Genomic DNA, 23,750 nt, shown 5'->3' on the forward strand with positions numbered 1-23,750 from the left:
TCCAGGCTAGGCGGCCAGATCAGGCCGTGAATTTGTGCCCGACCTGCGCCGCGCGGGCGGCTTCCTCGGTGCGGAGCATGAGCCGGGTGGTGCTCACGCTGCCCCAGCTGTTGTATTCGACGTCGACCCACCAGGCGCCGAACTTGCGGTACGGCTCGCCGAGGATCTTCGTGACGTAGCAGTCGATCAGGTTCATGGATAATCTCCACGCCGCCGGCGGCGGCTGTTTCGTGGTCACGCTGCCGGGGCAGGCTCTACGCGGTAATAGCTGGTGCACCGGCAGCGAGGGCACACCATGGTGCTGGCGCCCTTGAGCCATTTGCAGGGAGCGAGCACGCGCTCGCTCTCCTTGTGCTGGTTGCGGCACCTGCTGCACTTCACGGTGTTATCGGACATAGGTCATCCTCGCCCGCGCATGTCGGCGGGCTCATGTGATTAAATTGGAGCTCTAAAGGAGAGGTGATATGGGCAAGGAAACCAGGAAGCCGTTCGGCTACGTAGCGGTCACACTGATACCCACTGGTATCGGGTTTGTAATGGGCGGTCTGCTGTCAAAACAGCCTGCATTCATATACAGCGGCCTTGGCTTGGCTATACCGGGGGTGTTGCTGGCTGCGACGCACTTCTTGGCGGTGCGTCGGCGGGCTTGAGTTTTAGGGGATGCGGCTTTGCTTTTGGCTGCAATAGCGCTTTTAATCCACCCCTCACCATAACTTGAGGGATCTTGAAGTGAATGATTGGGTGGACTTTTTCGAGGATTTTCCGGAATACGACGATTCCGATCCTAGTAGCAAAAAAAAGGGGCCGGCTTTGGATAGGGTGCAGGTCCAGCACAGGAAGAACGAGAGGGACGAAGTTCAAGCAATGCTTGATGCCGCTCTTCTTCAGAATCCTCTGAAGAAAGTAAGGTAGTTCGAGCTTGGGCGTCCGCATTAATGGGTTGCGGACGCGACCAGTTCCTTCGGCACCTGGACGGTATCGCCGAGCTTGGCTTTGACCAGGCCTCGACAGAAGGCAATTAGCGCAGTTGGGCCATAGCACCAGAATCCGGACCTTCCCGGGCCGGAGCTGTATCGGAAGGCTTCATCAGCCAGGTGGGCCTCGTAGTGCAGACCGCCATTGTGCTTGTCGATCAGCGGGCCGCCCTGGTCCCAGTTAGTGGATGGTCGAAACCCGAAGCCTTCGGATGCGCCGCGAATGCTCACGCTGGTGAAGACGCCCCGGGGACTGATAATCGTCAGGTGGTTCTCGGTGTCCTGCTTGTAGCCTTCGGCCATGGCCACCGCCCAGTCCAGGGGCGCGCCGATCAGGTTGGAAACCCTCACGCTGATCAAGTCGGTCATGCCCGCTGCTCCTTCCGACGCTCCACATCGATCTGCTCGTAAAGGGCATCCACTCGCTTCTGCTTGCGGTTAATCGCCTCGGAGCGGCTCAGATGGTCCCTCATGGCCTTGTCATATGGCTCGATCTTCTCGATCAGCCGAAGGCGCTCATTCGGGTCTTTTGAGGCGTTGAATTGCTTGGCCAGGCGATCACGCTCTCCGAAGTCGAGGTGATCAAGTGCGCGGTTTTCCTTCTCCATCTCATCGATAACGGCGGCTGATTGCCGATGCCAGCGCAGGTACAGAACATCGCTCTTCTTGGGCTTGATGAAAAAGTGCTGCGACCTGATCCAGTCCACCAAGTCTTCCTTGGTCATTTCGTCCAGAACATCTTTGCGGGCGGCTTTGCTCACAGCTGATACCTCTCATCAATACAGCGCCCAGGCGCCGTAGCGGGTGTAGGTTCGGGTTGGGTTTCGTGCGGGGAGAGCTGGCGCTCGTTGCCGGCCTGCAGCTGGCTGTCGGGGATGCAGCTGATGCCTTTCCCGTACCAGCTACTTGCGACCCAGCACGTAACCTCTCGGCGATCGTCGTGAATGACTGTCACGCCATCGCCAAAGCTCATGTCTTCACGCTCAACCCGGCGAATTTCTGCATCGGGAGTTGCTGCGCTGGCGCCGGTGGCCAGCAGCAGGAGGCAGAGGGCGAGGCGGGTCATTCCTTCACCTCGATGGCTACGTCGTCATGAATCCACTCGATGTCGAGTAGGTCGTCTTCGGTGATCTGGTCTTCCCGGGTGTCGTTCATGCTCACCAGGTCCTGGACCTCATCGTCAGGTACGTTTTTCATGACCTTGCGGAAGTTCACGACCGCTTTCCCGGTCATGATGATTGTTTTGCCCACGGCAGATCCTTGGCCGCCATATCGCGGCAGTGAATAGAGGGGGTTTGTTGGCAGGTCTTGGAGGAGGTCGCTAAAGCCTGGCCGACATTGGGGGAAGTCCCGGCTTAATGATGGTGTTAAAGCAAAATCGGAGTGATTTCAGAAATGTTGATTCATTTTCGCTTAGGCGACCCGCACAACTGCTGGTCGCCATTAGTTATAGGGTGTTGATCTGGCTAGTCATTTAAAACTTTCTGTCAATATATAAATTTATTGCTCGTCTTTATCTTTGTCCTCATTTTCCTTTGAGGATTTTTTGCTGATGTAGGATTTGGTGTGTTTAAGTGTATTGGCTATTATTTCGTTCTGAAGCTGGGTGCTTTTACTAATGTCTTGCGCAAACTTGATAAGTTGTTCGGAAGAGTTAAGTTGGATGTCTGCTAGAGAGGGGAATGATAACGTGGTTTTTCGAATGTCCTCGCTTATCGAATTTATGTCGATAAGGCTGGACGACCATTTTGATGACTTGGAGGTGGCATCTCGGTCCGAGTTTGTTTTGAGTTGTTGCAAGTCGCTTTGGAGTTTTGCAATTGTTTCTTTGTAGCTTTCGCCAGTGTCTTTGGCTTGAGCAAGCTCTTCAACTAGAAGGCTCATCTTCAGAAGGGTCTGATCGCGCTCTTCAGTGAGTTTTGCGACCTGCAGATCGTTGATGCTCATGGCTAACGATAGATTTTTAACGAACGTTCCCATCTCATCAGCGCTCCCGGCCATCCTGTTAAAAATAGTCAGAAAGTATACAACTAACGGATTGTCCGAAAAATTAGGGTATCTAATCTTGTGGTCAATTTCGCTCCAGCCTTCTTCAAATATTGTCCGTACCTGAACCTCTACCAAGTTTTCACGAATTGTTGGCTGCGTCCTCAAGACATAGTGGATGGATCTGTAGCCAGCTGGATGGGGTTTTTCGTCAAATAAGTCTTTTTTGAAATTATCTGGAGTTGTGTCTCCGGTGCGTATGTAGTGAATAGGCGGAGATTCATGCAGGTTCCATTTTGCACGAATTGCCTGGTCTATGCCCTCGTACTCATGCTTGAATAAATGTAGTACGCGGACTCCGATTAGGTCGGTTATGATGCTGTTATAATTATCGAGGTTGATGCTCTCGTATTTTTCTGACTTTTCAATTCTTTTTCTAATGATTTTCGCCAGTAGGTGCTCAGGATCTTTAATGCGCCAGCGTACGGAATGCACCCCTGGGGTTGCTTGGAATGCAGACGCGAAGTAGCTCGCTGTTGCTCGCAGATCCTCAGATCGATCAATGTGGTCTATGGCGATGGCGTAGAGTAAATCCCAATCAATACGAGCCATATCCCATTCGTCCGTACTGATGTTCTGAGAGCTCAAAAACGAATCAAGAGAGTTGTCCATGCTCTATTCCTGCAAGTTTTGTTGGCGAAAGCATAATGCTTCAATTTTAGATTTTGTTACAGGGCTTAAGCTGCTGCGGACTGAAAGCGTTGACGCAGCCAGGGGTCATTGGCTCTCGCCAATGCAGCCATAGGCGGTGGACTCACACTATTGCCGCACATGTGAACCTGCTCAGTCTTGGTGAACGGCTTGCCGTCGGCGCCTTTGTCGATGATGTAGCTGGCAGGGAAGCCTTGAGCGCGGTAGAGCTCGTGCGGCTGCAGCATCCGCAGGCAGATGTCGACGATCACATAGGGCGCTCCCTTCACGAACACGGTGACCAGGCCTAGGCGGTCTTTGGTGGTCACCGTGGGCGCTGGCGAGTCGCAGGCGCTGATGTTTTCGGTTCCGTAGTAGCTGATCAGGAACGCGGCGACGCGTAGGGCGCCTTCCTCGTGCTCTGGCGATAGCTTGTACTCGACCAGGGCGTGATGCTCGGCGCCGGCGGTCATGGTCGGTACCGGCTCATCTGCTGCCCGTCCTACGCAGTTGCGGCGGAGCGTGGCCAGGCTGGCCGTTACGAGGCGCTGCTGGCTGCCGGTGTTGGTGACCGTGGTCAGCGGTTCGTCTGCACCCTTGGCCGGGGTGGCGTTGAAGCCGCCGTTGGCCTGTTCGATGAATGCAGTGACCAGGGCGCGGTGATTCTGCGTCATTAGCGTGCCCACTGGTTGATCAGCTGGCGCAGGCTTGCCGGCATACACAGGCCCACCGGCCCCGATCATCACTGGGCTGGCCATCATCAGTTCGCCACGATTGGCTGCAGTTACCGTTGGCAGCGGATCGCGCGGGTTGTTCACACGGTCGGCGCCCTGGTGCGTTGCTGGAAGAATCACTGGGCTTGCCACGGCGAAGGATCCGCCACGCGGCCAGGAGGTGACGGTGCGCAGCGGCTCATCAGCCGACTGGGCTAGCTCGCCCGACCAGTTCGCGATCGGCACGATGAAGGGTTGCGGGTTATCCAGCACAAACTTCTTCATGCCCTTAGCCACACGGCGCAGCGTGGCATCGGCCAACGCCTTCTTGCGGCCGAAGATGCTCTTGCTCGGCACGCTCCAATCGATGCAGTCGGCGGCGGTGCGCCACTTCTGCTGGCCCTTGGCCGGGCTCTTAACGTGGGTTGGCTCTGGCCACACAATTGGCTGGCCATCGCAACGGGCGATCATGAACAGGCGTTCCCGGCTGGTGGGTGCGCCGAAGTCGCAGGCCTTGATGATCTGCCATGCCACCTGGTAGCCCATGCCTTCGAGCAAATGCACGAACCTGCGCCAGGTGATGCCGCGCCGCTTCGGGTCGGGCACCAAGAACTGCTGTTGCACTGGTACGCGCTCGCCGACGGCGGCCACGGTGCCGTCCAGCTTCATCACCCGGCCAGTGGCCTTGTCGCGCTTCGCCAACAGCGGGCCCCACTGCAAAATCTGCTTCACGTTCTCCAGGCTGATCACCCGCGGCTTCTTCTTGCCGGCCCACTTTAAGCCGATCCACGACAGGTTGCGGATCTCGCGTTTGCGCGGCTGCCCGCCGGCGGCCTGGCTGTGGTGCGTACAGTCGGGGCTCATGTGGAACCAGCCCACGGCGCGGCCCTGGCATTCTTCGTCCGGGTCACCCTCGAACACGTCGGTAGTGAAGTGGCGCGCCGCAGGGTGATTGGCGGTGTGCATGCTGATGGCCGCGGGGCTGTGGTTCTTGGCCACGGTCACCGGGCGGCCCAGTCCCATTTCCAGCCCGGTACCGGCGCCGCCGCCACCGCAGAAGAAGTCCACCACGATCTCGTCGTCCTGAGGGTCGAAGCCAAGGCCGTACTGGGTTTTGAAGTCGAGCGGGTTCTTTTTCTGAAATGCAGACATGTGCGGTCCTCGCCGAGAGCTCTATATCTCGGCATAATCGTCAGGATTGTGGTTAGGGGGATGTAAAATGGATCGTATGGTGTGGGCGGGATGTCTGCTGTTGTTTCTAGCGGGTGGGGTTTGGTTTAATGTTGTTCCTGAGTTTACTTGGAAGAAAGAAGTTTCAGTAGCTGACTTTGTAGGCGGAGTGTCAGCTATAGCTGCCGCTTTCGCTGCATACGCGTCTTGGAAGGCTGCAAATATTTCGAAGGCGTCGGCGGATGATAGTAAGTATTTTGCTAGGGCGCAGCTTTATATGAGTCACCGTAAAGATTTTTTTGAGCTCATAGATTATGTGGCGTCAGAATTGAAAGTTGTTTTTTTTAGAAAAAACGACCTGTATAGGATGCTGTTTCCCGCTAATCATTATTCTGGCAGGTCCTTCGATACGATAGGTAACTTGGATGTTGTTAATGAGTGGCGATCCAGCTACGCTGAGTTGGTTTTGATTACAGGTCAAGCGCCAAGCGACTTAGCGCTTGTTCGCTGGATCATTGAGTGCTCGAACTTAAGTGACAGCATGCATTTTGCTTTTCCGCGCCTAGATGATATAGAGCCTGAACTGTACTTGTTTGTTAAAACCGACCCAATTCAGACCCAGTTTTCAAGAACTCCAGCGAGGCCGGTATTCCTCTTAGGGGAGGTTTTGAATCATCTACTTTCGTTCTGCGGTCATGAACGCATTGAACCGCTTCTGATGGACCGGCATCCATTTGAAGATCACTACCTGAGTTTTTTTGATAGGGTCGATGCGGGACATTCTGAACACTATGTAATACATCGCGTTAGAGAGCCGCGACCAGCCTAGTTGTGAAGGTCACGCCTCAATCACCGCAGAAGCAATCTATATCCTCTGAGGTGTAGTCGAAATCGAAATCCCCCTGCCTGGCGCGCTGGTCCGCTGACCAGGCCAGCGACCGATAATTGGGGCGGTCTTGCCGGAACACCTGGCCAAACCGCTCTTCGGTGCCGGACCACCAGATCACCCGGGATGGATCTTCCTGAATGGTCCTGATCAGCTTGGCCTCGTTCTTTTTCCAGCATAGGTCGCAGTTGCCGTAGTCCGAATCCATGCCCAGGTCGAAAGACTGTTCGGCCCAGAAGGCGGCCACGTCCTCTTTGATGATGCCGGCGACGTAGGATGGGCAAACGCTGTCCCATCGGGCGTTGCCGCGCTCGTTGGCGGTCATCATCCGGCTGTAGCGGCGAGGCTCGTCGTAGCGGATGCCGACGATGCAGTCCCATTCGTCGTAGCCCAGGGCGCGCATGTGCTTCTCGCCGATCTTCACCTTGAGGTAGGCGGTGCACATGTTGTTGCTGAAGTTCGGCAGCACCGCCGGCAGATTCTTCTCTGCCTTTCGGTATGCCTGGTAGTACTCCAGCATCATGGTGAAGGGCTCGCCGTTGCGGCTGGCCGTCTCGAAGTCGACGATCTTGTACCAGGGCGCGTCATCCGGCTGGCCGTACACTCGGCACCACTCCATCCAGACGATGTTGACGCCCCAGTGCTTAGCCATGGCGTCGATGAAGACCAGCGTCTCCTCGCGCTCCTTGCCGGTGTTCTGGAAGAAGGCGTGCACGTCTGCCGGTAGCTTGCCGCCGTGGGCCTCCAGTATTTTCCAGAGCATGTGACCGCTGGTGCGGCCACCACTGACGCCAATCTGCGCCGGCCCCGTGATCTGGTAGGGGTTCATGGGCAATCTCCATTGCAGGCGCCGCCATCGCCGAGGTGGCGTTATTTGTTGAAGTGGGGTAGTTATGATTCGCCCGGCACGGAGCCGGATGGGGAGCAGGTTGTGGGTGAGCGTAAGTACGAGTACAGACTGGCAGCACAAGATCAGTCTTTGCACAAGATCGATTGTCGGCAATGTTGCCGTGAAACCAATCACCGGATCGCGGCTGCTTATGTTGAAGATGGCGCTGATGAAACTGATTCTCATAACCACTACTATTGGAATTGTGTTAGTCAGATTATTCAGTGCGTCGGCTGTGACCTCGTTTCATTTCGCACGATCTCATCAAATTCGGAAGACTACGATTATGATGAGGACGGTCGGTATGATGTCGAGACTGTGAAGTTTTATCCGGGGCGATCGACTGGGCTGAAGGGGTTTGATCGAAGATACGTGCCCTATAGGATTTCTCAGTTATACAATGAGACCAAATCCGCTATAGAGAACGATCTGTCGATCGTCGCCGGTATAGGAGTACGGGCAATATTAGATGCGATTTGTAAGGATGTTAAGGCTGATGGTAGGGATTTATACAAAAAACTCGATGATCTGCATAAAAGATCTCTGGTTACTAAAGAAGGTCTCGCGGCGCTTCACAAGATAAGACTCTTGGGTAATAAGTCTGCTCATGAAGCAGAGGCGCATTCTAGGGACCAGTTGTCGTTGGCTCTAGAGATCGTTGAATACATACTGGTTGGTACCTATGTAATGCCTAAAAGGGTAGAGGACACGTTTGTAGATGCAGATCATCACCCTTTGCAGACTCTCCCCGTTCTTCCAGGCCAGTAGCTAGTTACAGGTGCTTTGGCGATCGTGGGCTGGCTAAGGTATGGTGGCAATTTGGTTTTGAATGGGGTATTACGGGTGGCCGGCATGGGGCCGGATTTAGGAGAAGCGATGGGGCGTTCAAGCAAGCCTGACGAACTCAAGAACCCGAGGCGAGTCATGGCGGGCAAGATGGTATACATGCAGAAAAAGGCAGCTCAGGACGCGGCAGATAAAGAGGACTTTGAGAAAATTGTCGCCGGTGTTGTCCTTGTTGGTTTTTTACTGGTAGCAGCGCTTGTTTTCTTCCGCTACGGATAGATCACTTCATCCCCTGGATCCTGCTGAATCATCAGCATGCTCTTCCGGTCGAAGGCCAGGGCCAGGCGCGGTGAGATGCTGATCTCATGTCGCGGCGGGGCGAGAAACTTCGCCGAGTGCAGCCTGCCCAGGGCGTGAATTCCATGGATCAGCGCCTCGATCATCTGGCTTTATGTGGCGTCAGCCCATCCGCAGATCGCGCGCAGGTGCTGGCCCGTTCGCTTCCTGGCTGAAAGCCTCAACGGTTCAGTCCGCGCCACAACCCGATGACCTTCTATTTCGTGGCGCGCGATCCTAAACAGCGCGTGATGGCCGAGCGCCTCGACGTGATGAATCATCAGCGTCATCGCCTCGCCCTGCTCCTCGATACCGGCCCACTCCATCAGCTCCAGCAGGGCCTGTTTAGTCCCTGGTCGAACCTTCAAGCGCAGGTCTTCTTCCTGCAGGCGCTCGGCCTTGGCGCGGCGCTTCTCGTCCCGCTCTTGCTGAGTCATCGCCATACGGCACCTCTTTCAATCCGCTGGGCGGTAGGTTGAACTGTTCACGCCGCCTGTGCAGTTGCAGCGATCGGCGGATTTTTCGGTTCATGGGATAACTCCATATCGCAGTCATGCCAGCCCGCGAGCCACCAGGCGCTATCGACCGACATTTCTGGGTGAGGCTGGTAGGCTCGGCACCGGCCAGCAGCCCGAGTGGTACGCCCGTGGTAGTAGGGCGGTGGGTGGATCTTCTCCGGCTTGACTCTTGGCATGGCTACCCCCGGTGCCGCTGAAGCGGGAAGTTGATCTTGAATGCCACCAGGATTCGCTCGAGCTTGCGATTCCCGATCCCCAGCTTCGCGGTTACCCGGGTCCGAGAATCACCGGCGTCACGGAGAGCGATAATCTGATCGGCGAGCGCTCGATCTTCCTTTTCCTGATCAGCCGCAGACGTCGTTGGCCGGGCCGCCCTGGGCGGGGAGAAGAACTTGAAGCCCTCCCGCGCAGCCACGCCCCACAGCGCGCCTTTGGTTTCCCCAAGGAGCTCCGCAACCTCACCGCAGCTCATGGTCTTGGCCAACTCGGCGATCTTTACGGCGCGGGTCCTGGCTTTGGTTACCTGCTGTCTTTCGGCCTTGCGCGTAGAAGGCTTGGCCGGCTTCTGCTTGGGGTCTGGGTGCTTGCGCTCGGGCAGTGGTCGGTAGGTGTAGCCATCCAGCACGACAAGCTGGCCACCAGAGGCAAAGAAGGCCGCTTGTGCGGCCTCTAGGTCGATTGATGGGTTCATGCGAGCTACCTCATAAGGGCTTTCCGAACGAACGGGTCAAGGTCAGGTTGGTTGAGCAGCCAGCGCCGGTAATCGGCCGGGAGGTCGCTGAACTTGGCTCCCCGATGCTTACCGAAGCCGATCACGGTAGGGATGCGTGCGTCTTCGGAGATGGTCCAGAGTTCTTCCCAGTCGGCCACCGGGCGTCCCAGTTCGGCGGCCAGGGCGTCGAGGATCTTGATCAGCAGCAACCGGCAGTTCTTCACGTCGTCGAGCGCGGCGTGCGCGTTGCGGAGAAGGCCCGGCGCCTGGTCCCGGTAGTGCAGATAGATCATCGCCGATTGCGAGTGGCTGTCGGCGTCAGGCCAAAGGCGGCGGCTCAGTGCCGCAGTGCAGATGCGCTTGATCTCTGGCCGGCCAATGACACCCCAGTCGTAGTCGACGTTGTGGCCGACCAGGTACTCGATCTCAGATGGCAGCTGAAACTCGGTGTGATCCGGGCAATCCGCCACTTCCTCGTCAAGGATGTGGCTGGTGGCCAAAGCACCAAGTTCGATTGGCTTGCCCGGCTTGTAGCGCTGGAGGAACTCAGCGGCCACCGGCAGCCCTGGAATGGCTGCCAGTTGAAGGTACGCGGCCTCGACCAGTTGAGGGTCATTCAGGCCAGTGGTTTCGCTGTCGAAGATGCAGGCGTTCATGCCGATTGCTCCTGAGGGGTGAGTTCATACTTGCGCCGGTCTTTGGCGGCATTCAATTGCGCAAGGAGGTAAGGCGACTGTTCAAGGACGCGGTAGGCTGCCGAGAACACGCTCTGCAGTTCTTGCATCGTCTCCGTGAGCGGGATCTTCGAAAGGGCCTCTTCGAGTGCTGCGGCCTGCAGGTCTGCCTGCGATTTGCCGTCGTCCAGCCAGGCTAGAAGCCGCCTGCCGGTGTCCGAGCTTACTACCTCGGGCTGTTCAAAGAGCCTGGTGCGGTCCTTGGTGGCTACGGCTACGTTGCCGTCGTGCACCAGGTCGAGCACCACCGTGAATTCGTAATCTGATCCATCACGCTGCTCGGACTTCATGCCGAGCTTGAGGATCTTCTTGCCTTCGCCCTGGACCGTCTCGGTCTTGCTGCGCATGGTGCAGATGATATGCAGCGGGCTAGTGAGGATGGTGTCGACCAGCTTGCGGTGGCGCGGCGTCGTCTCGTTCCAGGCCGACCACGTGTTGCCCTTGTAGCGCTGCTTGGCGATCGTGTCGTTGATCTCCAGGCAGCCGCCGGACCCGACCCACTCGTGGGAGTAGCTGTCGATGATCAGCGTTGAGTAGCCGCCGGCCTCTGCAGCCTTGATGGCGTCGATGTACCGCTCTGGTGAATACGGAGCGCTAAGCCCCATCACGTCGAAGTCGGTGAGATCGGCGTACAGCGAGGCGCTTTCGTGCTCGGTGTCGATGACCGCGATGGGGCCGCCCAGACCCATGGCAAGCAGAAGGGCGGAATAGGTCTTGCCTGATCCAGATGGGCCGGTAAGTGCTAGCCGTAGCCTTGCCTGCTTACGTTCGGCTTTCTTGAACATGGGGGTGCCCTCAGTTCGGTTGGTTGTCCCATTGCCGCTCAATTCGAGCAGCCTCTTCTTCGTACTCTTTGCGCTCGTCGCCCTGGTACCGCTCAGGCGAGAACGATCCGACCATCATCCAGTCGAGCTGGGCGGCCAAGCGGGGTGTGGTGTTCATGGGCACCTCAGTAAGAAATGGCGATGTTCGGGATCTTGCGCTGAGCGATCAGGGTGATCGCTTGCTTGGCGCATGCTTCAGGCATGCCCTCGGCCATGAAGGCTTCCAGGGCGGCGCGGTTGATGCTCGCCCGGTGCGCTTTGTCGGCCTCGCGGGCTTCTTGCTGGCGGAGGATCTCGGCGGCCGCTGCATCTGCCCGGCGGCGCTCGTCCTCGCGGGCAAGCTCAATATCGCACTCAGCCTGCAATGCTGCTGCCTGGCGCTCCTGCTCCATCCGCTGCTCAGCTGCAATGCGGTCTGCTTCGGCCTGGACTCGGGCGCGCTCGGCCTGTTCGGCCTGCAGTTTCAGTTCCAGTTCTCGGCGCTCGGCAGCGGCCTTGTCTTCCTGCTCGCGTCGCTCTGCAGCTTGGCGTTCAGCCTGAGCCTTCCGCTCAGCCTCCAGCCGGGCACGTTCAGCTGCTTCACGTGCGATTCGCTCCTCGCGCTCCTTCTGTTCGCGGGCGGCAGTTTCGGCGCGCAGGCGCTCCAGTTCTGCCTGCTCAGCCTCGTGCTTTTCCTGTTTGGTCAGGGATGCGCGCAGTGACTCCAGCGTTTTGGCCTTGACCTGATGCGCCTCTGCTTCGAACTCTTCGAAGCCTTCGTCAATAACGACTGCTTCGGCATTTTTGATCTTGAAACGAATTCCCTCGGCAAACAGCGTTTCAACGTCCACCAGTTCCCGCAGCTGCTGGATGCGCGCTTGGTGCCTGTCAACCCGGGCGTCCTCGGCGGCTTGCCAATCGTTCAGTGGCCGGCGGACCTCTTCCTGCCAGGCATCCAGGATGTCGCGCATCCGCTTTCGCTCGGCGTCGATCTTCTTTGGGATCTCCTTGAGATCGGCCACCAGATCCTTGCCGACGGTATCCAGCGCGGTCTTGGACCGGGCCACCTTGTACGCGATCGAGGCGATAGCCTCGCGACCCTTGCGGGTGGAAACGTCCGGCACGAAGGCGTCGATCTCGTCGCGGATCTTCTGCAGGTACGGCTCCAGGCCGTTTGGCGCTTGGAAAACCTGCAGGGCTGTTTCTTTCGGCGGCACTGCAGCCAGCTCAGTTTGTGCGGACATGCGAATCTCCCGCGCCATCCGTGCGGTGGGCGCTGATCAAGGGTTATTGGGTGATGGTGCCGGCCAGAGCGCTCAGGAGGAGCCAGCCGGTGCAGAAGGTGAGGGCGATGAAGCTGCCGCGCCAGGTGGCGAATCGGCGGGCCCGCCGGTAGCTGGTCACGCCCGGACCTCGTAGGCCAAGGTGCAGATGCCGCAGAGGTAGGCGCGGCCCGACCAAGCTTCGGGGTTCTCGATGTGAGCCATGCGCGCCTGATTCATGGCGTCCGCCATGGTCAGGCCCTTGAAAACCATGAGCATGCGGCCGTCTGGTAAGGCCTGGGCCACCTCGGCGACCTGCTCATCGGTGAGTGTCTTAACGATTGGCGTCGTCATGCGGCATTCCCCTGCAGTCTGGAGGTGTGCACCTGGTGGATGCGGTTCACCTCGGCGCTAAACTCTCGTTTCTCGTCGAGCGAGATCACGCGAAGCAGGGTTGCCAGATCGATGACGGAGCGAACCGCGGCGCTGGCATTGGGCTGTCCCACGTTCGCGGCGAAGATCTTCATCTCCGTGGCGATCCAGGTGGTGGCCGTCTGGTGGTCAAGCTGCTGCTGATTCATGCAGTCCTCCGGGCGGCACCTGTGCCGCACATGGATTCCATCTTGTCGAGTGCCGAGGCAATGACCCGGCGGCTGGTTGCACGCTGGCGCTCGTCGCGCTCGCGGATCATCGTGTTCCAGGCTTCGTTGTTCGCCCTGGCCTGTTTCGAGGTAAGGTGGTCCGCCCAGTGCGTATCGCCAAACAAAGCCATCTGGCGGTCGACCTCGCGCGCCTGGGCTGTATCTGCGTAAAGCTCATGCTCGCGAGCCATGGTCGCCTCCAGATGGTGGGTTACTCGGTGGGTGGGGTGAGGTGTGGCTGCCAGTGCGTCACGCGGTGCTCGAAGCGCGAGCCATCCCCGTAGCGCCAGTCAACTCCGTTCCAGTAGAGGAAGCGGGCGCCGTTGAAGGCGCTCTGCGCTTTTCGTGCTGGCGTGTAGGCGATTACCCAGGCCTTGCCGCCGCCCTTGGGCAGCTCAGGCATGCGTTCAGAGCACTTGATCCAGTCGCTCATGGCTCTTCTCCACGGCGCCGGCGTTCGGTTGCCATTTCCATATCCAAATCATGTCGCTCCTCGCTGATCAGCTCGGCTACGGCATTTTCGATTTGGGCCATGGCCTGCTTCTCGTCAGCGGCGCGGCGAATCATCACGCGCAGCAGCTGAATGGCAGCATCAAGGCGTGTTGGGTAGACCTGAGCCGAAAACCCGCTGCCTGACGGCTCCTGAATCATGATCTGGCCGGAAACGTTCATTCCGCTCATGGCTTAACCCGGGCGGCGAGCATGGCGTCGGCCAGCCTGTAAGCCGTGCTTGCGGTTTCGTTCTCGCTTCCGCCCATGCCCAGCAGGCACGGAGCGCCGGCGGTTGATATGAGCCCCTGCAACGCCTTGGCCGCGAAGTAATCGCGGATGCTCATGCCGAAGCAGGTTCCGTGACCGCCATATTCGTTCGCGGCTACAGGGAAAGCAGGCTGCTCACCTTCCTTGAGGGCGTCGTCGTATCGTTGCTGGGCGCCTTCAATTTGGCGATCCATTTGAGCTGCCATGTATTCCATTGTGTGGACCTCAGTAGGACCGCATTGGTCGGATGCCAGGCGCAGTGACCAAACTGGGCGTGAAAAGCCAGCCTGGCACCCGCCAATGCGGTCGATTCATAGGGAAGGGTGCAGGCGGTGAGCGCTACCTCACATGCATCTGGTCTGGCCGGGTAGGCCCCGGATTCGCCTGCTTGTACGTCGATTAATGTTGACTGCGGTGATCCTTAACTTGCATAAGACTCACGGTGATGAGCTTTAAATCGATGAAAGCTGCATCGGTGATCCACATTCCGGGGCAAACCGGGTGACCGGACGCCTCACCAAAGGGCGAGACGCTACCCAGGCTCACAATTCGCGGCGATCAACTCGCGTTCAATGTGGATCACCGATGCAGCCTGCGATGGGGAGCAGCGCATCGGGCCAGTCTGTTCCTGGCAGTCAAGGGATGGTGTCAGCCAACAATGGGGCTTTCCAAGGCCAGGCACAGCGCGTGGGACTTTGCGTCCTCGCTATCCAGAAATCGGATCAGCCAAGGCACCAACGTTTGTACGGTGCCGTCGGGCATTTCAACGATGGCAACGGTATGGTTGCCCGGGCCGGCTTCGAACTCTTCGTACTCAACGCCCCAGCCATGGAACTTGCCTTCGGCTGCATCCTCGATCCCTGTGCGGCGCCCACGATCATCGTGCAGCGCCTTCATGGTCATAACTGGTCGCATTTGGTTGCCCTCCAGGGCGGTTGATTTCCCGTCTGGCCCTGTCGCCAAGGCCAGCCAGTGAAATCGTTCCCTCATTACCGCCGGGGTGGCGGGGCGCATTGCATGCCCGGGTCGTTCTCTCGGTTAAGGCGTTTCACCTTCGTCAGCCGTACAGGGTGATCCCTGTCGTGGGCAGCCTTTCGGGGCTGTCTGGCGCCGGTCGCCGGTAGAGGCAATGCGGTCTGTTGGTTGTTGCGCTGGTTTTTAAAGAGCGGTGAGGCTTGAGGGCCTCCGCAGTCCCTGTTCGGTGACTGCTTGAGGTGAAATTTAGCCTTACGCTAAAATTACGTCAATAGCTCAGGGCTAAATTATTTTCGCTGGGCGACAAATTACCTCGGAGCGAAAATTTTCCGTCTAGGGCTTTACGCTGGATTTAGCAGTGAGATATTCTTTCCTAAAGCACTGTACGAATATACAGCAGTCAAGGAGGGAAAATGTCCAAGCAGAAGAAGTCCACCCCCAAGCCGCGCCAGGAAATGACCGGAGTTGAGCGGCTAGGGCTCCGCGTATCGTCGATGATTAATCACCCCCTGGCGCAGACACAGCGCTGGGTGACGATCCATCGACTCGACACGGATGGCGACCTGGAGTGGGAAGAGGTGATGGGGCTGCTTTCTGAGACGCCCGAACTTGACCTGACCTTCAATGACGACGATAGCGTGACAGTGAGGTGGGAACTGCAGAGTGCCGAGGACCGCGATGATCTGGTCGTGGAGCGGGATTGGGAGCAGGAGAGGGAAGAGGAGGGGGCTCCTTTCTGAAGGGCACAAAAAAAGCCCGCCAAGGCGGGCTTTTTTAGAGAATTCTCGTTACTGCACCGCGACCTTTGTCAGCATTTTCACAACCTCATCGAATCGGTTGTTGATGATCCATGCAAAAATCGCAGCCACAACAAATCCAGCGCCGCCGAGGTAGGCCATGCGGCGCTTTATTGAAGTCAAGTCGGTGTGCACCTCTTTGAGGTCTGCACTCATCACATCCAGATCGCGCCGGATGTATTCGACATGGGTTTCGAGTCGGGCAACACGAGCTTCCAAGTCAGATCCTCCTCCGTTGCCCCCAGTATGATCCCCGCGGCCTCGGTCCGTCCAGCCGCCGGATTGCTTTCCGTCTACTAGGCGGAGCTTACTCATCAGCTTTCTTCCTGAAGTAATCGCGCACTGCCACCAGGCTAAGCATGGGCATAAATCCGCAGCCAGGGCACTCCATCAGAGCTACTGGGTTGAAGGCTTCAGGCGAGCCATCGCGGGGAACGCTATGAATAGCGATCTGGTTGGTTCCAGCAACTGTGTGAAAATACCAATTGCCATTATGGGGGCATAAGGGACACTGAGGTGACCTTCTCGCAGCCGCCAAAAACTCGGAAAGTTCGCTGACTGTAAATTTTACCTGGTCGGCAGAAACCATCGGCTGTGCTTCATTGCTACTCATGATGTGATCATGACTCCAGTGTCAGGTATCTTGGGCAAGGTCAAACCAGATGGGCATTCCACACCAGCAGCACCCGGGCCTGAATGTAGGTCTCCTCCCGGCGGATCATGCGATCCTTGTGCTTCGGGTTGTCAGAGATCATCTCGAAGTGCTCTTCGTCCGCGATCTGCAGTCGCTTGATGTATTCATGGCCGCCCCAGGAGAAGTAGTAGATCCCATCGCCTACGAAATCGCGGATGCTGACATCGACGATCAGGGGGTCGCGGTTCTTGATCGTGGGGGCCATCGACTGACCCCGACCGGTGACCAACTTCAGGTGGAAGTGCTCCTTGAACTCGATACCCAGCTCGCGCAGGTGAGTGGGGCTCACCCTCACGTCCTGCAGCATCTCAGGGAAATCGTGAGTGGTTTCCCCATCGCCCATGGCCCCGCGCACGTCGTAGTGCGCAATCCAGACCTCGTCACCCACTAGGCCAGGCCGGGTGAAATCGCCCGTCACAACCGCATTATGGCGCGCGGTTTCGGCATCTTCGGGTTCTTCGGCGGCAGCCAGGAGCCTTTGGCGGGTTTCTTCAGAAATACCTCTCCCGCTTTTGGCGAGCATCTGTTTAACGAGATCGGCAGCAGACATAACTGGATCGGCCGCCGGCTCGAATCCATTGAGGTTCGAGTTCGGAATAGCGTCATCCAGTGTTATCGAATCGAACCAGCCGCGAGGCAGGCCCTCGATGCCCTCAATTCTCCGGGCTACATCATCGCCTAGGTTCTTTGCCGTCTTGTCCGAAAGGATCTGACTCAGGTGCGCAGGAGCCATCCCCCAGCGCTCGGCGCAGGACCCTTTCCTCTGGCTGCCAATCAGCCTGACCAGGTTGTGCTTGCGAATTTCGTAGATATCCATGCCGCGAAGAATGCCAGCGTTTAGCTCGATGCTAAATGTGCGCAAAGCTAAATTCTCCTTGCCCAAACATTAGCCATAAGCTAAATTTCGCAGTATGTGTAAGGAGAACCCACATGAATGATCACCTCCGTGAATGGTTGGCCACCGCCACCAACGATCGCCGGCGGGATGTAGCAGTCGCAGCGAAGACCACTGTCGGCCATCTCTGGCAGCTCGCAGGTGGTCATCGGAAGGCTTCTGTCGATCTTGCTGAACGCCTGCAAGACGCATCCAACGGCGAAATCACCATCGCCGGACTGCGCCCAGACCTCATTCCGTTTGCACGCAAAGCGCTGAAGGGCGCTGCGTAACCAATTCCATAGCCGCAAGGAGCCACCAAAGCATGTACGCCAACCCCAAGCACCTGCATGACCGCGAGATCAAGGTCCGGGTCGATGAGGACACCTTTGAACTGATCCAGGCGCTCGCAAAGTTCCACCGCACGCAGCGCGCTGTTCTCTGCCGCGAGCTTTTGGAAGCTCAGCTGGCTGCCCTGGCTTCGGAGAATACCGGCGATCAGCACGTGGCCTGAAGGCCCGTAGGAGGCCCCATGCCGATTGAAGAAGTCGGATTGGACCAGGGGCAGATGGAGCAGCTGGAGAAAGAGGCGAAGAGAAGGGGTGTAAGCCCTGAGGCGCTGGCAGCTGAGCTGATCCGTCGAGAACTGGCCAACCGAACAAAGCCTCGCAATCCGCGAGGTGTCGTGACCCCGTTTCATCGAAAGGCCTGAGCAGGCCCTGATAAGCCCGAATTACGGGCACAAAAAAGCCGGGGGTGAAGGCCCGGCTATCTGCAAAACAAAACTCTGAAGGGAATTATGCATATGCAGACCCAAAGTGTACAGGCCCTCAACCGGGCCGCGCCACAAAATGCGAGCCACCATTCTGTGGCGCGGGAAAAGAACAGGCCTCGGCTTGTCTGCGGAGTCGGCCTAAACGATTCCGAAACCCCGATTGCTTCTGCTGTCCGCGTGAACGGGAAGACAAGAATCACCTGGAAATGCCCGGCCTATTCCGCCTGGGCAGACATGCTCTATCGCTGCTACAGCGAAAAATTCCAGAAGCGCTACCCCAGCTATCAGGGCTGCTCCGTATCACCTCGGTGGCTTTCGCTTTCTTCCTTCCGCGATTGGATGTTCAGCCAGGACTACACCGGAAAGCATCTGGACAAGGATCTTCTGATCCCCGGTAACAAAGTCTATTCAGCGGAAACGTGCGTGTTCATCACTCCAGAGCTGAACAACTTCCTGACCGAGGGCCATTCCAAGAGCGGAGGCCTGCCAATCGGCGCCTCGCGACACAAGCAGGGGCGGATTGATGCGCAGTGTCGTAACCCGTTCACAAAGCGTAATGAGCACATAGGCCTGTTTGACTGCCCGTTCGAGGCCCATGAAGCCTGGCGAGCACGCAAGCATGAGCACGCTTGTGCCTATGCAGACCTGCAAGATGACCCCCAAGTAGCCAGAGCCCTGCGAGCCAGATACCTGAACTTGGACGGCCTGCACACCCACGACAAGGCTGTGCGGGGTGCAGCATGAGCAAACCTGATTGGAGGCACGCCCCAGAGTGGGCGGAGTGGCTTGCAGCAGATGGCAGCGATGGTTACTGGGTTTGGTACGAGTCCGAACCATCTTGGATGTCCGGTGGCTGGTGGTATAGCTACACGGGCGAATGGTTCATGGACAGGCGCTTCTCGGCTGCGGGGTATGAGTCAGAGCACTCGCTGGAGCGCCGCCCATGAGCAAATCGATCTCTCCATTCAAGCGCGTCAAGGTCTACGCAAAGACCCGCGGTCACTGCGCGTACTGCGGCGATAACCTGTGCGAGGAAGACTTTGCTGTCGACCACGTTTATCCGAAGTCGCTCGGCGGCTCGAACCACATCGACAACCTGATGCCCTCCTGCCATTCCTGCAACGCCTCCAAGGGCACGAAGACGCTCGACCACTACCGCATGTACCTGACAGCGAAGAACGTCACAGGGGTGGCCGTTTTCGGACATTCCCAGCTGCTCTATCTGCGAGATGCGGGCGCCTTTCCAGTCCTGGGCTTCGACAACGAGCACAAATTCCACTTCGAGGTGATGCCATGAGCAAGCCTGTGAACGTGGAGAAGGCCACACCAACGCTTTTTTACGCCAAGCAGGCGCCGTACAGCTCGGTCAGCAACGACGTGGTGGCCATGATCGCTAACCCCGACGCCCTGGCCATCTGGATCTATCTGCAGACCCGTTCCAGCGACTGGAAGGTGATCGGCTCGTACCTGCAAGACCGGTTCTCGATTGGCCGTGATCGCTACTCGAAGGCCATGGCCTACCTGAAGGAAATCGGCCTGGTCAGCCATGAGGTTGTGCGCGAGGAGGGCACCGGCAAAGTGCTTGGCCGCCGCGTGATCGTCCACTACGAACCGAACCTACAGGTTTCCGAATATTCGGTTAACCGAAGTGTGGGTTCTCCGAATGGTGGGGAAACCGACAACTACTCAATAAAGGATTCTTCTACTCAATCAAGGAGTAAACCCGATGTCGCTGACGCTCCTGAGCTGGTGGACTTCGAGCGCTTCTGGAAGCTCTACCCGCGCAAGGTGAGCAAGGCCGACGCAAAGAAGGCCTGGGCGAAGATCAAGGTCACCGCAGACCTATTCGACCTGATGTCCAAGGCGTTGGCTGCCTGGACCGTGTCGACCGACTGGACCAAAGACGGCGGCCAGTACATCCCGCACGCATCCACCTGGCTGAACGGCAAGCGCTGGGAAGACGAACTGCCTCAGCCAGCAGGTTCTAGCCAGCCCGCAACCCGTCGCCAAAGCAACGAACCCGACTTCAACGACTCATCCTGGGCCGAAGGGCTGATGGTGCGCACATGAAATCAGCAAACCAATTGATGGCTGCCATGCAGAACCGTCCGCCAGAGCTTCATGGTGGGCCGGTGGTGGTCTCCCTGGAGACTGCCGAGGTGGTCAACGGCCTGTTCCGCCGCCTGCGCGGCATCTTCCCGGCCTGGCGCCAAGCCTGGCCATCCACCGAGGCCCTGGCCGCTGCCAAGGAGGAGTGGATCAAGGAGTTCGCCGCCGAGGGCATCCGCACGGTCGAGCAGATCGAGTTCGGCATCGAGAAGTGCCGCAAGCTCAAGAAACCCTTCGCGCCGAGCGTGGGCGAGTTCATCGCCATGTGCCAGCCGACGCCTGAGGATTTCGGTATGCCGGCTCCGGCTGCTGCCTGGGTTGAGGCGCTGATGGGCGTCTACAGCCACGAGGGAGTGAAGATCGCCGCCGTGGCCACCGGCCTGTTCGACCTGCGCTCTGCCCAGCAGAACGACAAGGGTCTGCAGGCGCGCTTCGACCGTGCCTACGAGATCGTGCTGCGCCGGGCGAAGGAAGGCCAGCCACTGGGCGGAAAGATCGCCACCGGCATCGGCCACGACAGCCAGAAGAGCCTGATCGAGCAGGCCGACGAGTACGCCAACCAGCGCCAGGCCCGTCTGCTGGACCTCCAGCAGATCCCGTCGAGCGCCGCTGCGTGCCGTGCACGCCTGCTGGCCAAGTTGAACATCAAGCGCGCCGGGCATCCGGCCGGGGAGGGGGTGTGATGCGGAATTACCTCAAGGCAGTGGCAATGATCTTCCTGGCTTCGACCGTGATTATCGCGGCATCTGCGGCCTTCACCCTGTGGATCAAGTTCGCCGTGGAGCTTGATCTTTCGTGGCCCGCGAAGCTGGCCCTCATGGCGGGGCCTTCGATCCTACTGGCCGCCATCCCTACAGTCTGGCTGATGAACAAGATCGAGGGGAAGCACTGATGGACACCAGCAAGATGCGCGAGCAGTTCGAAGCGGCATACACGGCCTACTGCGAAAAAAATGGCGTCTTGTCTTACACGGCATTCAACAGGACCAGACAGGTTTACATCAACACTCCAACTGAACTTGCTTGGCAGATGTGGCAGGACTCCCGCGAGGCTGTGGTGGTGGAGCTGCCGCAAGGGCTGTGCATGTTTGATAGGTCGGGTGGTCGAGCCCCTGGCGGACTTCCTCTCATTGAGCTCAAACAAGCTGCCGATGCTATCGAGGCGGCCGGGCTGAAATATGAGGTGATGCCATGACTGAGTTCGCCATTCGCAGCAGCCAAGACCTCAACCGCCTGTATGGGGCCCTGCACGCCATCGACCTGACCAAGCCCAAGGTGGTGGTCATCAAGGACGAGAAGCGCCCAGACGTCTGCAACAGGAAGATGTGGGCCATGCTCCGCGACGTCTCCCAGCAGGTGGAGTGGTACGGCCGCAAGCTCACCGACGAGGACTGGAAGCACATTTTCAGCGCGGCGGTGCAGAAGCAGGACGCGGTGCCGGGCATCGACGGTGGCTTCGTCGTCCTGGGCGTCTCGACCCGCAAGCAGTCGCAGAAGTGGTTCAGCGACCTGTTCGAGGTGATGCACGCCTTCGGCGCTGAGCACGGCGTGCGCTGGACTGAGCCAGATCGGTGGGGAGGGCAGTACTGATGAGCCATCAATTCAAGCCGGGCGACTTGGCACTGGTGATCAATCACACGTACCCGCCCGCCATCGGCCTGTGTGTAGAGCTGGTGTCGCGGCACCTAGTCGGCGCTGTGGATCGGCGCGACCCAATGGACCCTGGAGTGTATGAGCAGGAAGGGGGCGATCCCGTGTGGGTGGTTTCCGAGATGCAGGGCGAGTCGAACTGCATTGTTTGGGAGAAGTGGATCATGCCCCTGCGCGGTGACTTCACCCCTGAGCAGCAGAAAGCCAAGGAGGCCGAGCCATGCGCGTAGCTGAGATCAAGCCGAAGAAGTGCAAGGCGCCCGGCTGCGGCCAGCGCTTTAAACCGGTCATGTCCACACAGTCGGTTTGCAGCATGGCCTGCGCCCGAGCCATGGCGAAGGATCCGAAGCTTCAGAAGATCGCAGCCAAGGCGATTGCCAGGCAGGCCCGCGAGGACCTGCAGGAGCGCCGGGAGAAGCTTAAGACTCGCCGCGAGCACATGGCCGAGGCGCAGACCGCGTTCAACGCCTACATCCGCGAACGCGACGCCGGCCTGCCGTGCATCAGCTGCGACTCGAAACCGAGCGACCACGACCTCATCACCGGCAGTCGCTGGGACGCCGGCCACTACCGGTCGGTGGGCGCCTGCCCTGAGTTGCGCTTCGAGCCACTGAACGTCCACCGCCAGTGCGTGAAGTGCAACCGGAACCTGTCGGGTAACGCGGTCGAGTACCGCATTCGCCTGGTGAAGCGCATCGGCGCTGATCAGGTTGAATGGCTCGAAGGGCCTCATAAGCCCCAGCGCCTGACCATCGAAGACCTGCAGGCCATCAAGGCCCTGTACAGGCAGAAGCTTAAAGACCTGAGGAGGGCCGCAGCATGACACCGGCATGGGGATTCCTGATTTTGGCCACCCTCATGGTGGTGGGTGGTGTGGCGTTGTCCTGGGCGGGCGCAGTGCGCCGCAAGCGCAGCTACGAAGAATTCATTTTGAGAAAGGCCAAGCGGGCAGGGGGTGGGCAGTGAACTATCAGAACGTGGTATCGGCAGTGGTTCGCGCCTTGGCGGCCGAGACGATCAACAGCGCAGGCGGATGCAACGTGGAACCGCGGGTGCAGACCAGCAAGCTCAAGGGCGAGATCTCAGGAAAGGATGCCGCCCTTCTGGCTGACTCCATCGTGCACAAGCTGCTGCACGCCCAGCTCAGCCCGCGACACTGGAACGCACTGGTGGCCAAGTACAGCACCCACCGTGGGCGCAAGATCGATTCCATCGGCCGCCTGGTGGCTGTGGTGCCCACCCCGGCGCCCAAGCGGTTCACCCAGCAGGCCGTGTTGGTCTGGGCTGTGCCGGAGCAGAAGAAGGGTGTGCAGCGTGTTGCGACCCAAGCCAAGCCGGTCAAGCCACTGGAATGCGCTGAGGACTGCGGCTGCAAGGGGGGCTGCAAGCTGGAGTGGCGCAACCGTGCGGCCCAGCAGGCGGTGGAGCGGGCCAATACTCACGCCAGGGCTGTAGCTGAGCAGCGATCTGGCGAAATGATCGTGCTCGCCGAATCGAACTACGACATGACCGACTGGGATTCCCAGGGCCTGACCGCACGCACTTATCAGCGTTGGAACAGAGCCATCAAGGGTTCTTTGGAGGCCATGGTCAACGAGGCGCTGGTTGAGGCGCAGCATATGTTGGAGGCGGTCGGGGTGCTGTCCGGCGAGGCTGCGTGAAAGAGGCCCTCAATAGGGCTTGCAATACCATGTCGTTGTGTCGTAAATTTACCCCATCCTGTCATTCCTGCGCGTGTTGAGGAGTGACAACAAAAGCCCCGCCAGAGAAATCTGCCGGGGCTTTGTCGGCTTTGGCTTAGGAGAATCAAATGTCCAGAGCACAACGCCGACACGATACACGCCGAATCAAGGCCCGCTTTCACCTCAAGCAACGAGCCCAGGAATGCTGGGCTACTGATGCTCGCAACGCCGGCCTGTTCGCCAATCACGGGAAAGTCTGCTCCTGCTGGATGTGTGGTAACCCGCGCAAGCTTGGCGAACTCACCATGCAAGAAAAGCGAGCGGACCTTTCTCGCG

The 23,750-nt window shown here is 58.5% G+C and carries 42 protein-coding genes and 1 pseudogene; 19 read left to right on the plus strand and 24 right to left on the minus strand.

Annotation, left to right across the window (positions count from 1 at the left end):
- Window positions 1-19: 19 nt before the first annotated feature.
- Window positions 20-196, minus strand: a complete 177-nt coding sequence (locus tag AC5PZ0_RS03115; RefSeq protein WP_493854288.1) for a hypothetical protein — start codon at window positions 194-196, stop codon at window positions 20-22.
- Between the two features lie 268 nt (window positions 197-464).
- Here AC5PZ0_RS03115 and AC5PZ0_RS03120 point away from each other — a divergent pair, with 268 nt between their 5' ends.
- Window positions 465-650, plus strand: coding sequence for a hypothetical protein (locus AC5PZ0_RS03120; RefSeq protein WP_275751519.1), 186 nt, complete (start codon window positions 465-467; stop codon window positions 648-650).
- 282 nt (window positions 651-932) lie between these two features.
- On the opposite strand, the gene AC5PZ0_RS03125 is transcribed toward AC5PZ0_RS03120, so the two are convergent.
- From AC5PZ0_RS03125 to AC5PZ0_RS03150, 6 genes are all read right to left on the minus strand, one after another.
- Window positions 933-1,343: a phage protein NinX family protein gene (locus AC5PZ0_RS03125; protein ID WP_493854289.1), complete on the minus strand. Its 411-nt coding sequence runs from the start codon at window positions 1,341-1,343 to the stop codon at window positions 933-935.
- Entirely contained in the window at window positions 1,340-1,735 is a 396-nt protein-coding gene (locus AC5PZ0_RS03130) for a hypothetical protein (protein WP_414193146.1), read from the minus strand. The genes AC5PZ0_RS03125 and AC5PZ0_RS03130 overlap by 4 nt, the downstream gene beginning before the upstream one ends.
- Window positions 1,732-2,040: a hypothetical protein gene (locus AC5PZ0_RS03135; RefSeq protein ID WP_493854290.1), complete on the minus strand. Its 309-nt coding sequence runs from the start codon at window positions 2,038-2,040 to the stop codon at window positions 1,732-1,734. Before AC5PZ0_RS03135 ends, AC5PZ0_RS03130 begins: the two co-directional genes overlap by 4 nt.
- Complete coding sequence (locus AC5PZ0_RS03140; protein ID WP_493854291.1) at window positions 2,037-2,225, minus strand: hypothetical protein; 189 nt, start codon at window positions 2,223-2,225, stop codon at window positions 2,037-2,039. The genes AC5PZ0_RS03135 and AC5PZ0_RS03140 overlap by 4 nt, the downstream gene beginning before the upstream one ends.
- 249 nt (window positions 2,226-2,474) lie before the next feature.
- Window positions 2,475-3,632 (minus strand): RelA/SpoT domain-containing protein, encoded by a 1,158-nt coding sequence (locus tag AC5PZ0_RS03145; protein ID WP_493854292.1) that lies wholly within the window; start codon window positions 3,630-3,632, stop codon window positions 2,475-2,477.
- A 65-nt stretch (window positions 3,633-3,697) separates the two neighbouring features.
- A complete protein-coding gene (locus AC5PZ0_RS03150) occupies window positions 3,698-5,515 on the minus strand; it encodes a DNA cytosine methyltransferase (RefSeq protein ID WP_493854293.1) in 1,818 nt (605 codons plus the stop codon).
- 67 nt (window positions 5,516-5,582) lie between these two features.
- Here AC5PZ0_RS03150 and AC5PZ0_RS03155 point away from each other — a divergent pair, with 67 nt between their 5' ends.
- A complete protein-coding gene (locus AC5PZ0_RS03155) occupies window positions 5,583-6,362 on the plus strand; it encodes a hypothetical protein (protein ID WP_493854294.1) in 780 nt (259 codons plus the stop codon).
- 16 nt (window positions 6,363-6,378) lie between these two features.
- On the opposite strand, the gene AC5PZ0_RS03160 is transcribed toward AC5PZ0_RS03155, so the two are convergent.
- Window positions 6,379-7,248, minus strand: coding sequence for an adenine nucleotide alpha hydrolase family protein (locus AC5PZ0_RS03160; protein WP_493854295.1), 870 nt, complete (start codon window positions 7,246-7,248; stop codon window positions 6,379-6,381).
- A gap of 102 nt (window positions 7,249-7,350) precedes the next feature.
- Here AC5PZ0_RS03160 and AC5PZ0_RS03165 point away from each other — a divergent pair, with 102 nt between their 5' ends.
- Both AC5PZ0_RS03165 and AC5PZ0_RS03170 read left to right on the plus strand, forming a co-directional pair.
- Window positions 7,351-8,076 (plus strand): DUF4145 domain-containing protein, encoded by a 726-nt coding sequence (locus AC5PZ0_RS03165; RefSeq protein WP_493854296.1) that lies wholly within the window; start codon window positions 7,351-7,353, stop codon window positions 8,074-8,076.
- Window positions 8,077-8,100: 24 nt separating this feature from the next.
- Window positions 8,101-8,373 carry a hypothetical protein gene (locus AC5PZ0_RS03170; protein ID WP_493854297.1) on the plus strand — a complete coding sequence of 91 codons (273 nt, stop codon included), beginning with the start codon at window positions 8,101-8,103 and terminating at the stop codon, window positions 8,371-8,373.
- Here the strand turns inward: AC5PZ0_RS03170 and AC5PZ0_RS03175 are convergent.
- The 13 genes and pseudogenes from AC5PZ0_RS03175 to AC5PZ0_RS03235 form a co-directional block, all read right to left on the minus strand.
- Window positions 8,364-8,873 (minus strand): annotated as a pseudogene (locus tag AC5PZ0_RS03175) (hypothetical protein). The gene AC5PZ0_RS03170 and the pseudogene AC5PZ0_RS03175 sit on opposite strands and share 10 nt — an antisense overlap.
- Before the next feature lie 253 nt (window positions 8,874-9,126).
- On the minus strand, window positions 9,127-9,639 hold the full coding sequence (locus AC5PZ0_RS03180; protein ID WP_493854298.1) for a hypothetical protein: 513 nt from the start codon (window positions 9,637-9,639) through the stop codon (window positions 9,127-9,129).
- Between the two features lie 5 nt (window positions 9,640-9,644).
- Window positions 9,645-10,316 (minus strand): 3'-5' exonuclease, encoded by a 672-nt coding sequence (locus tag AC5PZ0_RS03185; RefSeq protein ID WP_493854299.1) that lies wholly within the window; start codon window positions 10,314-10,316, stop codon window positions 9,645-9,647.
- Entirely contained in the window at window positions 10,313-11,179 is an 867-nt protein-coding gene (locus AC5PZ0_RS03190; RefSeq protein ID WP_493854300.1) for an ATP-binding protein, read from the minus strand. Before AC5PZ0_RS03190 ends, AC5PZ0_RS03185 begins: the two co-directional genes overlap by 4 nt.
- A gap of 10 nt (window positions 11,180-11,189) precedes the next feature.
- A complete protein-coding gene (locus AC5PZ0_RS03195; RefSeq protein WP_493854301.1) occupies window positions 11,190-11,336 on the minus strand; it encodes a hypothetical protein in 147 nt (48 codons plus the stop codon).
- Between the two features lie 7 nt (window positions 11,337-11,343).
- Window positions 11,344-12,441, minus strand: coding sequence for a hypothetical protein (locus AC5PZ0_RS03200; protein ID WP_493854302.1), 1,098 nt, complete (start codon window positions 12,439-12,441; stop codon window positions 11,344-11,346).
- Window positions 12,442-12,597: 156 nt separating this feature from the next.
- Window positions 12,598-12,813 carry a hypothetical protein gene (locus AC5PZ0_RS03205; protein WP_493854303.1) on the minus strand — a complete coding sequence of 72 codons (216 nt, stop codon included), beginning with the start codon at window positions 12,811-12,813 and terminating at the stop codon, window positions 12,598-12,600.
- Window positions 12,810-13,040, minus strand: a complete 231-nt coding sequence (locus AC5PZ0_RS03210) for a hypothetical protein (protein ID WP_493854304.1) — start codon at window positions 13,038-13,040, stop codon at window positions 12,810-12,812. The genes AC5PZ0_RS03205 and AC5PZ0_RS03210 overlap by 4 nt, the downstream gene beginning before the upstream one ends.
- Window positions 13,037-13,291: a hypothetical protein gene (locus AC5PZ0_RS03215; protein WP_493854305.1), complete on the minus strand. Its 255-nt coding sequence runs from the start codon at window positions 13,289-13,291 to the stop codon at window positions 13,037-13,039. Before AC5PZ0_RS03215 ends, AC5PZ0_RS03210 begins: the two co-directional genes overlap by 4 nt.
- Window positions 13,292-13,311: 20 nt before the next feature.
- The gene (locus tag AC5PZ0_RS03220; RefSeq protein WP_493854306.1) at window positions 13,312-13,533 is read right to left on the minus strand and encodes a DUF551 domain-containing protein; all 222 of its coding nucleotides are present in this window, start codon (window positions 13,531-13,533) and stop codon (window positions 13,312-13,314) included.
- Window positions 13,530-13,781, minus strand: a complete 252-nt coding sequence (locus tag AC5PZ0_RS03225; RefSeq protein ID WP_493854307.1) for a hypothetical protein — start codon at window positions 13,779-13,781, stop codon at window positions 13,530-13,532. The genes AC5PZ0_RS03220 and AC5PZ0_RS03225 overlap by 4 nt, the downstream gene beginning before the upstream one ends.
- Window positions 13,778-14,074 (minus strand): hypothetical protein, encoded by a 297-nt coding sequence (locus AC5PZ0_RS03230; RefSeq protein ID WP_493854308.1) that lies wholly within the window; start codon window positions 14,072-14,074, stop codon window positions 13,778-13,780. Before AC5PZ0_RS03230 ends, AC5PZ0_RS03225 begins: the two co-directional genes overlap by 4 nt.
- A 433-nt stretch (window positions 14,075-14,507) precedes the next feature.
- Window positions 14,508-14,774, minus strand: a complete 267-nt coding sequence (locus AC5PZ0_RS03235) for a hypothetical protein (RefSeq protein ID WP_493854309.1) — start codon at window positions 14,772-14,774, stop codon at window positions 14,508-14,510.
- 473 nt (window positions 14,775-15,247) lie between these two features.
- Here AC5PZ0_RS03235 and AC5PZ0_RS03240 point away from each other — a divergent pair, with 473 nt between their 5' ends.
- Entirely contained in the window at window positions 15,248-15,574 is a 327-nt protein-coding gene (locus AC5PZ0_RS03240) for a DUF1654 domain-containing protein (protein ID WP_493854310.1), read from the plus strand.
- A gap of 48 nt (window positions 15,575-15,622) precedes the next feature.
- On the opposite strand, the gene AC5PZ0_RS03245 is transcribed toward AC5PZ0_RS03240, so the two are convergent.
- The 3 genes from AC5PZ0_RS03245 to AC5PZ0_RS03255 form a co-directional block, all read right to left on the minus strand.
- The gene (locus AC5PZ0_RS03245; protein ID WP_493854311.1) at window positions 15,623-15,850 is read right to left on the minus strand and encodes a hypothetical protein; all 228 of its coding nucleotides are present in this window, start codon (window positions 15,848-15,850) and stop codon (window positions 15,623-15,625) included.
- A gap of 88 nt (window positions 15,851-15,938) precedes the next feature.
- Entirely contained in the window at window positions 15,939-16,244 is a 306-nt protein-coding gene (locus AC5PZ0_RS03250; protein WP_493854312.1) for a hypothetical protein, read from the minus strand.
- A gap of 40 nt (window positions 16,245-16,284) precedes the next feature.
- Window positions 16,285-17,142, minus strand: coding sequence for a S24 family peptidase (locus AC5PZ0_RS03255; protein WP_493854313.1), 858 nt, complete (start codon window positions 17,140-17,142; stop codon window positions 16,285-16,287).
- A 113-nt stretch (window positions 17,143-17,255) separates the two neighbouring features.
- Here AC5PZ0_RS03255 and AC5PZ0_RS03260 point away from each other — a divergent pair, with 113 nt between their 5' ends.
- The 14 genes from AC5PZ0_RS03260 to AC5PZ0_RS03325 all read left to right on the plus strand — a co-directional run bounded on the left by AC5PZ0_RS03260 (window position 17,256) and on the right by AC5PZ0_RS03325 (window position 23,393).
- Entirely contained in the window at window positions 17,256-17,492 is a 237-nt protein-coding gene (locus AC5PZ0_RS03260) for a hypothetical protein (protein ID WP_252824919.1), read from the plus strand.
- Window positions 17,493-17,524: 32 nt separating this feature from the next.
- Complete coding sequence (locus tag AC5PZ0_RS03265; RefSeq protein ID WP_027919780.1) at window positions 17,525-17,713, plus strand: hypothetical protein; 189 nt, start codon at window positions 17,525-17,527, stop codon at window positions 17,711-17,713.
- An 18-nt stretch (window positions 17,714-17,731) separates the two neighbouring features.
- The gene (locus AC5PZ0_RS03270; protein WP_252824918.1) at window positions 17,732-17,911 is read left to right on the plus strand and encodes a hypothetical protein; all 180 of its coding nucleotides are present in this window, start codon (window positions 17,732-17,734) and stop codon (window positions 17,909-17,911) included.
- A gap of 87 nt (window positions 17,912-17,998) precedes the next feature.
- The gene (locus tag AC5PZ0_RS03275) at window positions 17,999-18,718 is read left to right on the plus strand and encodes a hypothetical protein (protein ID WP_493854314.1); all 720 of its coding nucleotides are present in this window, start codon (window positions 17,999-18,001) and stop codon (window positions 18,716-18,718) included.
- A 199-nt stretch (window positions 18,719-18,917) separates the two neighbouring features.
- Window positions 18,918-19,271 (plus strand): HNH endonuclease, encoded by a 354-nt coding sequence (locus AC5PZ0_RS03280; RefSeq protein ID WP_493854315.1) that lies wholly within the window; start codon window positions 18,918-18,920, stop codon window positions 19,269-19,271.
- Window positions 19,268-20,044: an LvrA C-terminal domain-related protein gene (locus AC5PZ0_RS03285; RefSeq protein ID WP_493854316.1), complete on the plus strand. Its 777-nt coding sequence runs from the start codon at window positions 19,268-19,270 to the stop codon at window positions 20,042-20,044. Before AC5PZ0_RS03280 ends, AC5PZ0_RS03285 begins: the two co-directional genes overlap by 4 nt.
- Window positions 20,041-20,766 carry a replication protein P gene (locus tag AC5PZ0_RS03290; RefSeq protein WP_493854317.1) on the plus strand — a complete coding sequence of 242 codons (726 nt, stop codon included), beginning with the start codon at window positions 20,041-20,043 and terminating at the stop codon, window positions 20,764-20,766. The genes AC5PZ0_RS03285 and AC5PZ0_RS03290 overlap by 4 nt, the downstream gene beginning before the upstream one ends.
- Window positions 20,767-20,792: 26 nt before the next feature.
- Complete coding sequence (locus AC5PZ0_RS03295; protein WP_493854318.1) at window positions 20,793-20,975, plus strand: hypothetical protein; 183 nt, start codon at window positions 20,793-20,795, stop codon at window positions 20,973-20,975.
- Complete coding sequence (locus tag AC5PZ0_RS03300) at window positions 20,975-21,277, plus strand: phiTE_015 family protein (protein WP_493854319.1); 303 nt, start codon at window positions 20,975-20,977, stop codon at window positions 21,275-21,277. The genes AC5PZ0_RS03295 and AC5PZ0_RS03300 overlap by 1 nt, the downstream gene beginning before the upstream one ends.
- Window positions 21,274-21,672: a recombination protein NinB gene (locus AC5PZ0_RS03305; protein WP_060537476.1), complete on the plus strand. Its 399-nt coding sequence runs from the start codon at window positions 21,274-21,276 to the stop codon at window positions 21,670-21,672. Before AC5PZ0_RS03300 ends, AC5PZ0_RS03305 begins: the two co-directional genes overlap by 4 nt.
- Window positions 21,672-21,962, plus strand: coding sequence for a hypothetical protein (locus AC5PZ0_RS03310; protein WP_493854320.1), 291 nt, complete (start codon window positions 21,672-21,674; stop codon window positions 21,960-21,962). Before AC5PZ0_RS03305 ends, AC5PZ0_RS03310 begins: the two co-directional genes overlap by 1 nt.
- On the plus strand, window positions 21,953-22,555 hold the full coding sequence (locus AC5PZ0_RS03315; protein ID WP_493854321.1) for a recombination protein NinG: 603 nt from the start codon (window positions 21,953-21,955) through the stop codon (window positions 22,553-22,555). Before AC5PZ0_RS03310 ends, AC5PZ0_RS03315 begins: the two co-directional genes overlap by 10 nt.
- Window positions 22,552-22,698, plus strand: a complete 147-nt coding sequence (locus AC5PZ0_RS03320) for a hypothetical protein (protein ID WP_162998265.1) — start codon at window positions 22,552-22,554, stop codon at window positions 22,696-22,698. The genes AC5PZ0_RS03315 and AC5PZ0_RS03320 overlap by 4 nt, the downstream gene beginning before the upstream one ends.
- Window positions 22,695-23,393, plus strand: coding sequence for a hypothetical protein (locus tag AC5PZ0_RS03325; protein WP_493854322.1), 699 nt, complete (start codon window positions 22,695-22,697; stop codon window positions 23,391-23,393). Before AC5PZ0_RS03320 ends, AC5PZ0_RS03325 begins: the two co-directional genes overlap by 4 nt.
- The last annotated feature ends 357 nt before the right edge of the window (window positions 23,394-23,750 follow it).

This window comes from Pseudomonas sp. 5.2, assembly GCF_059025405.1.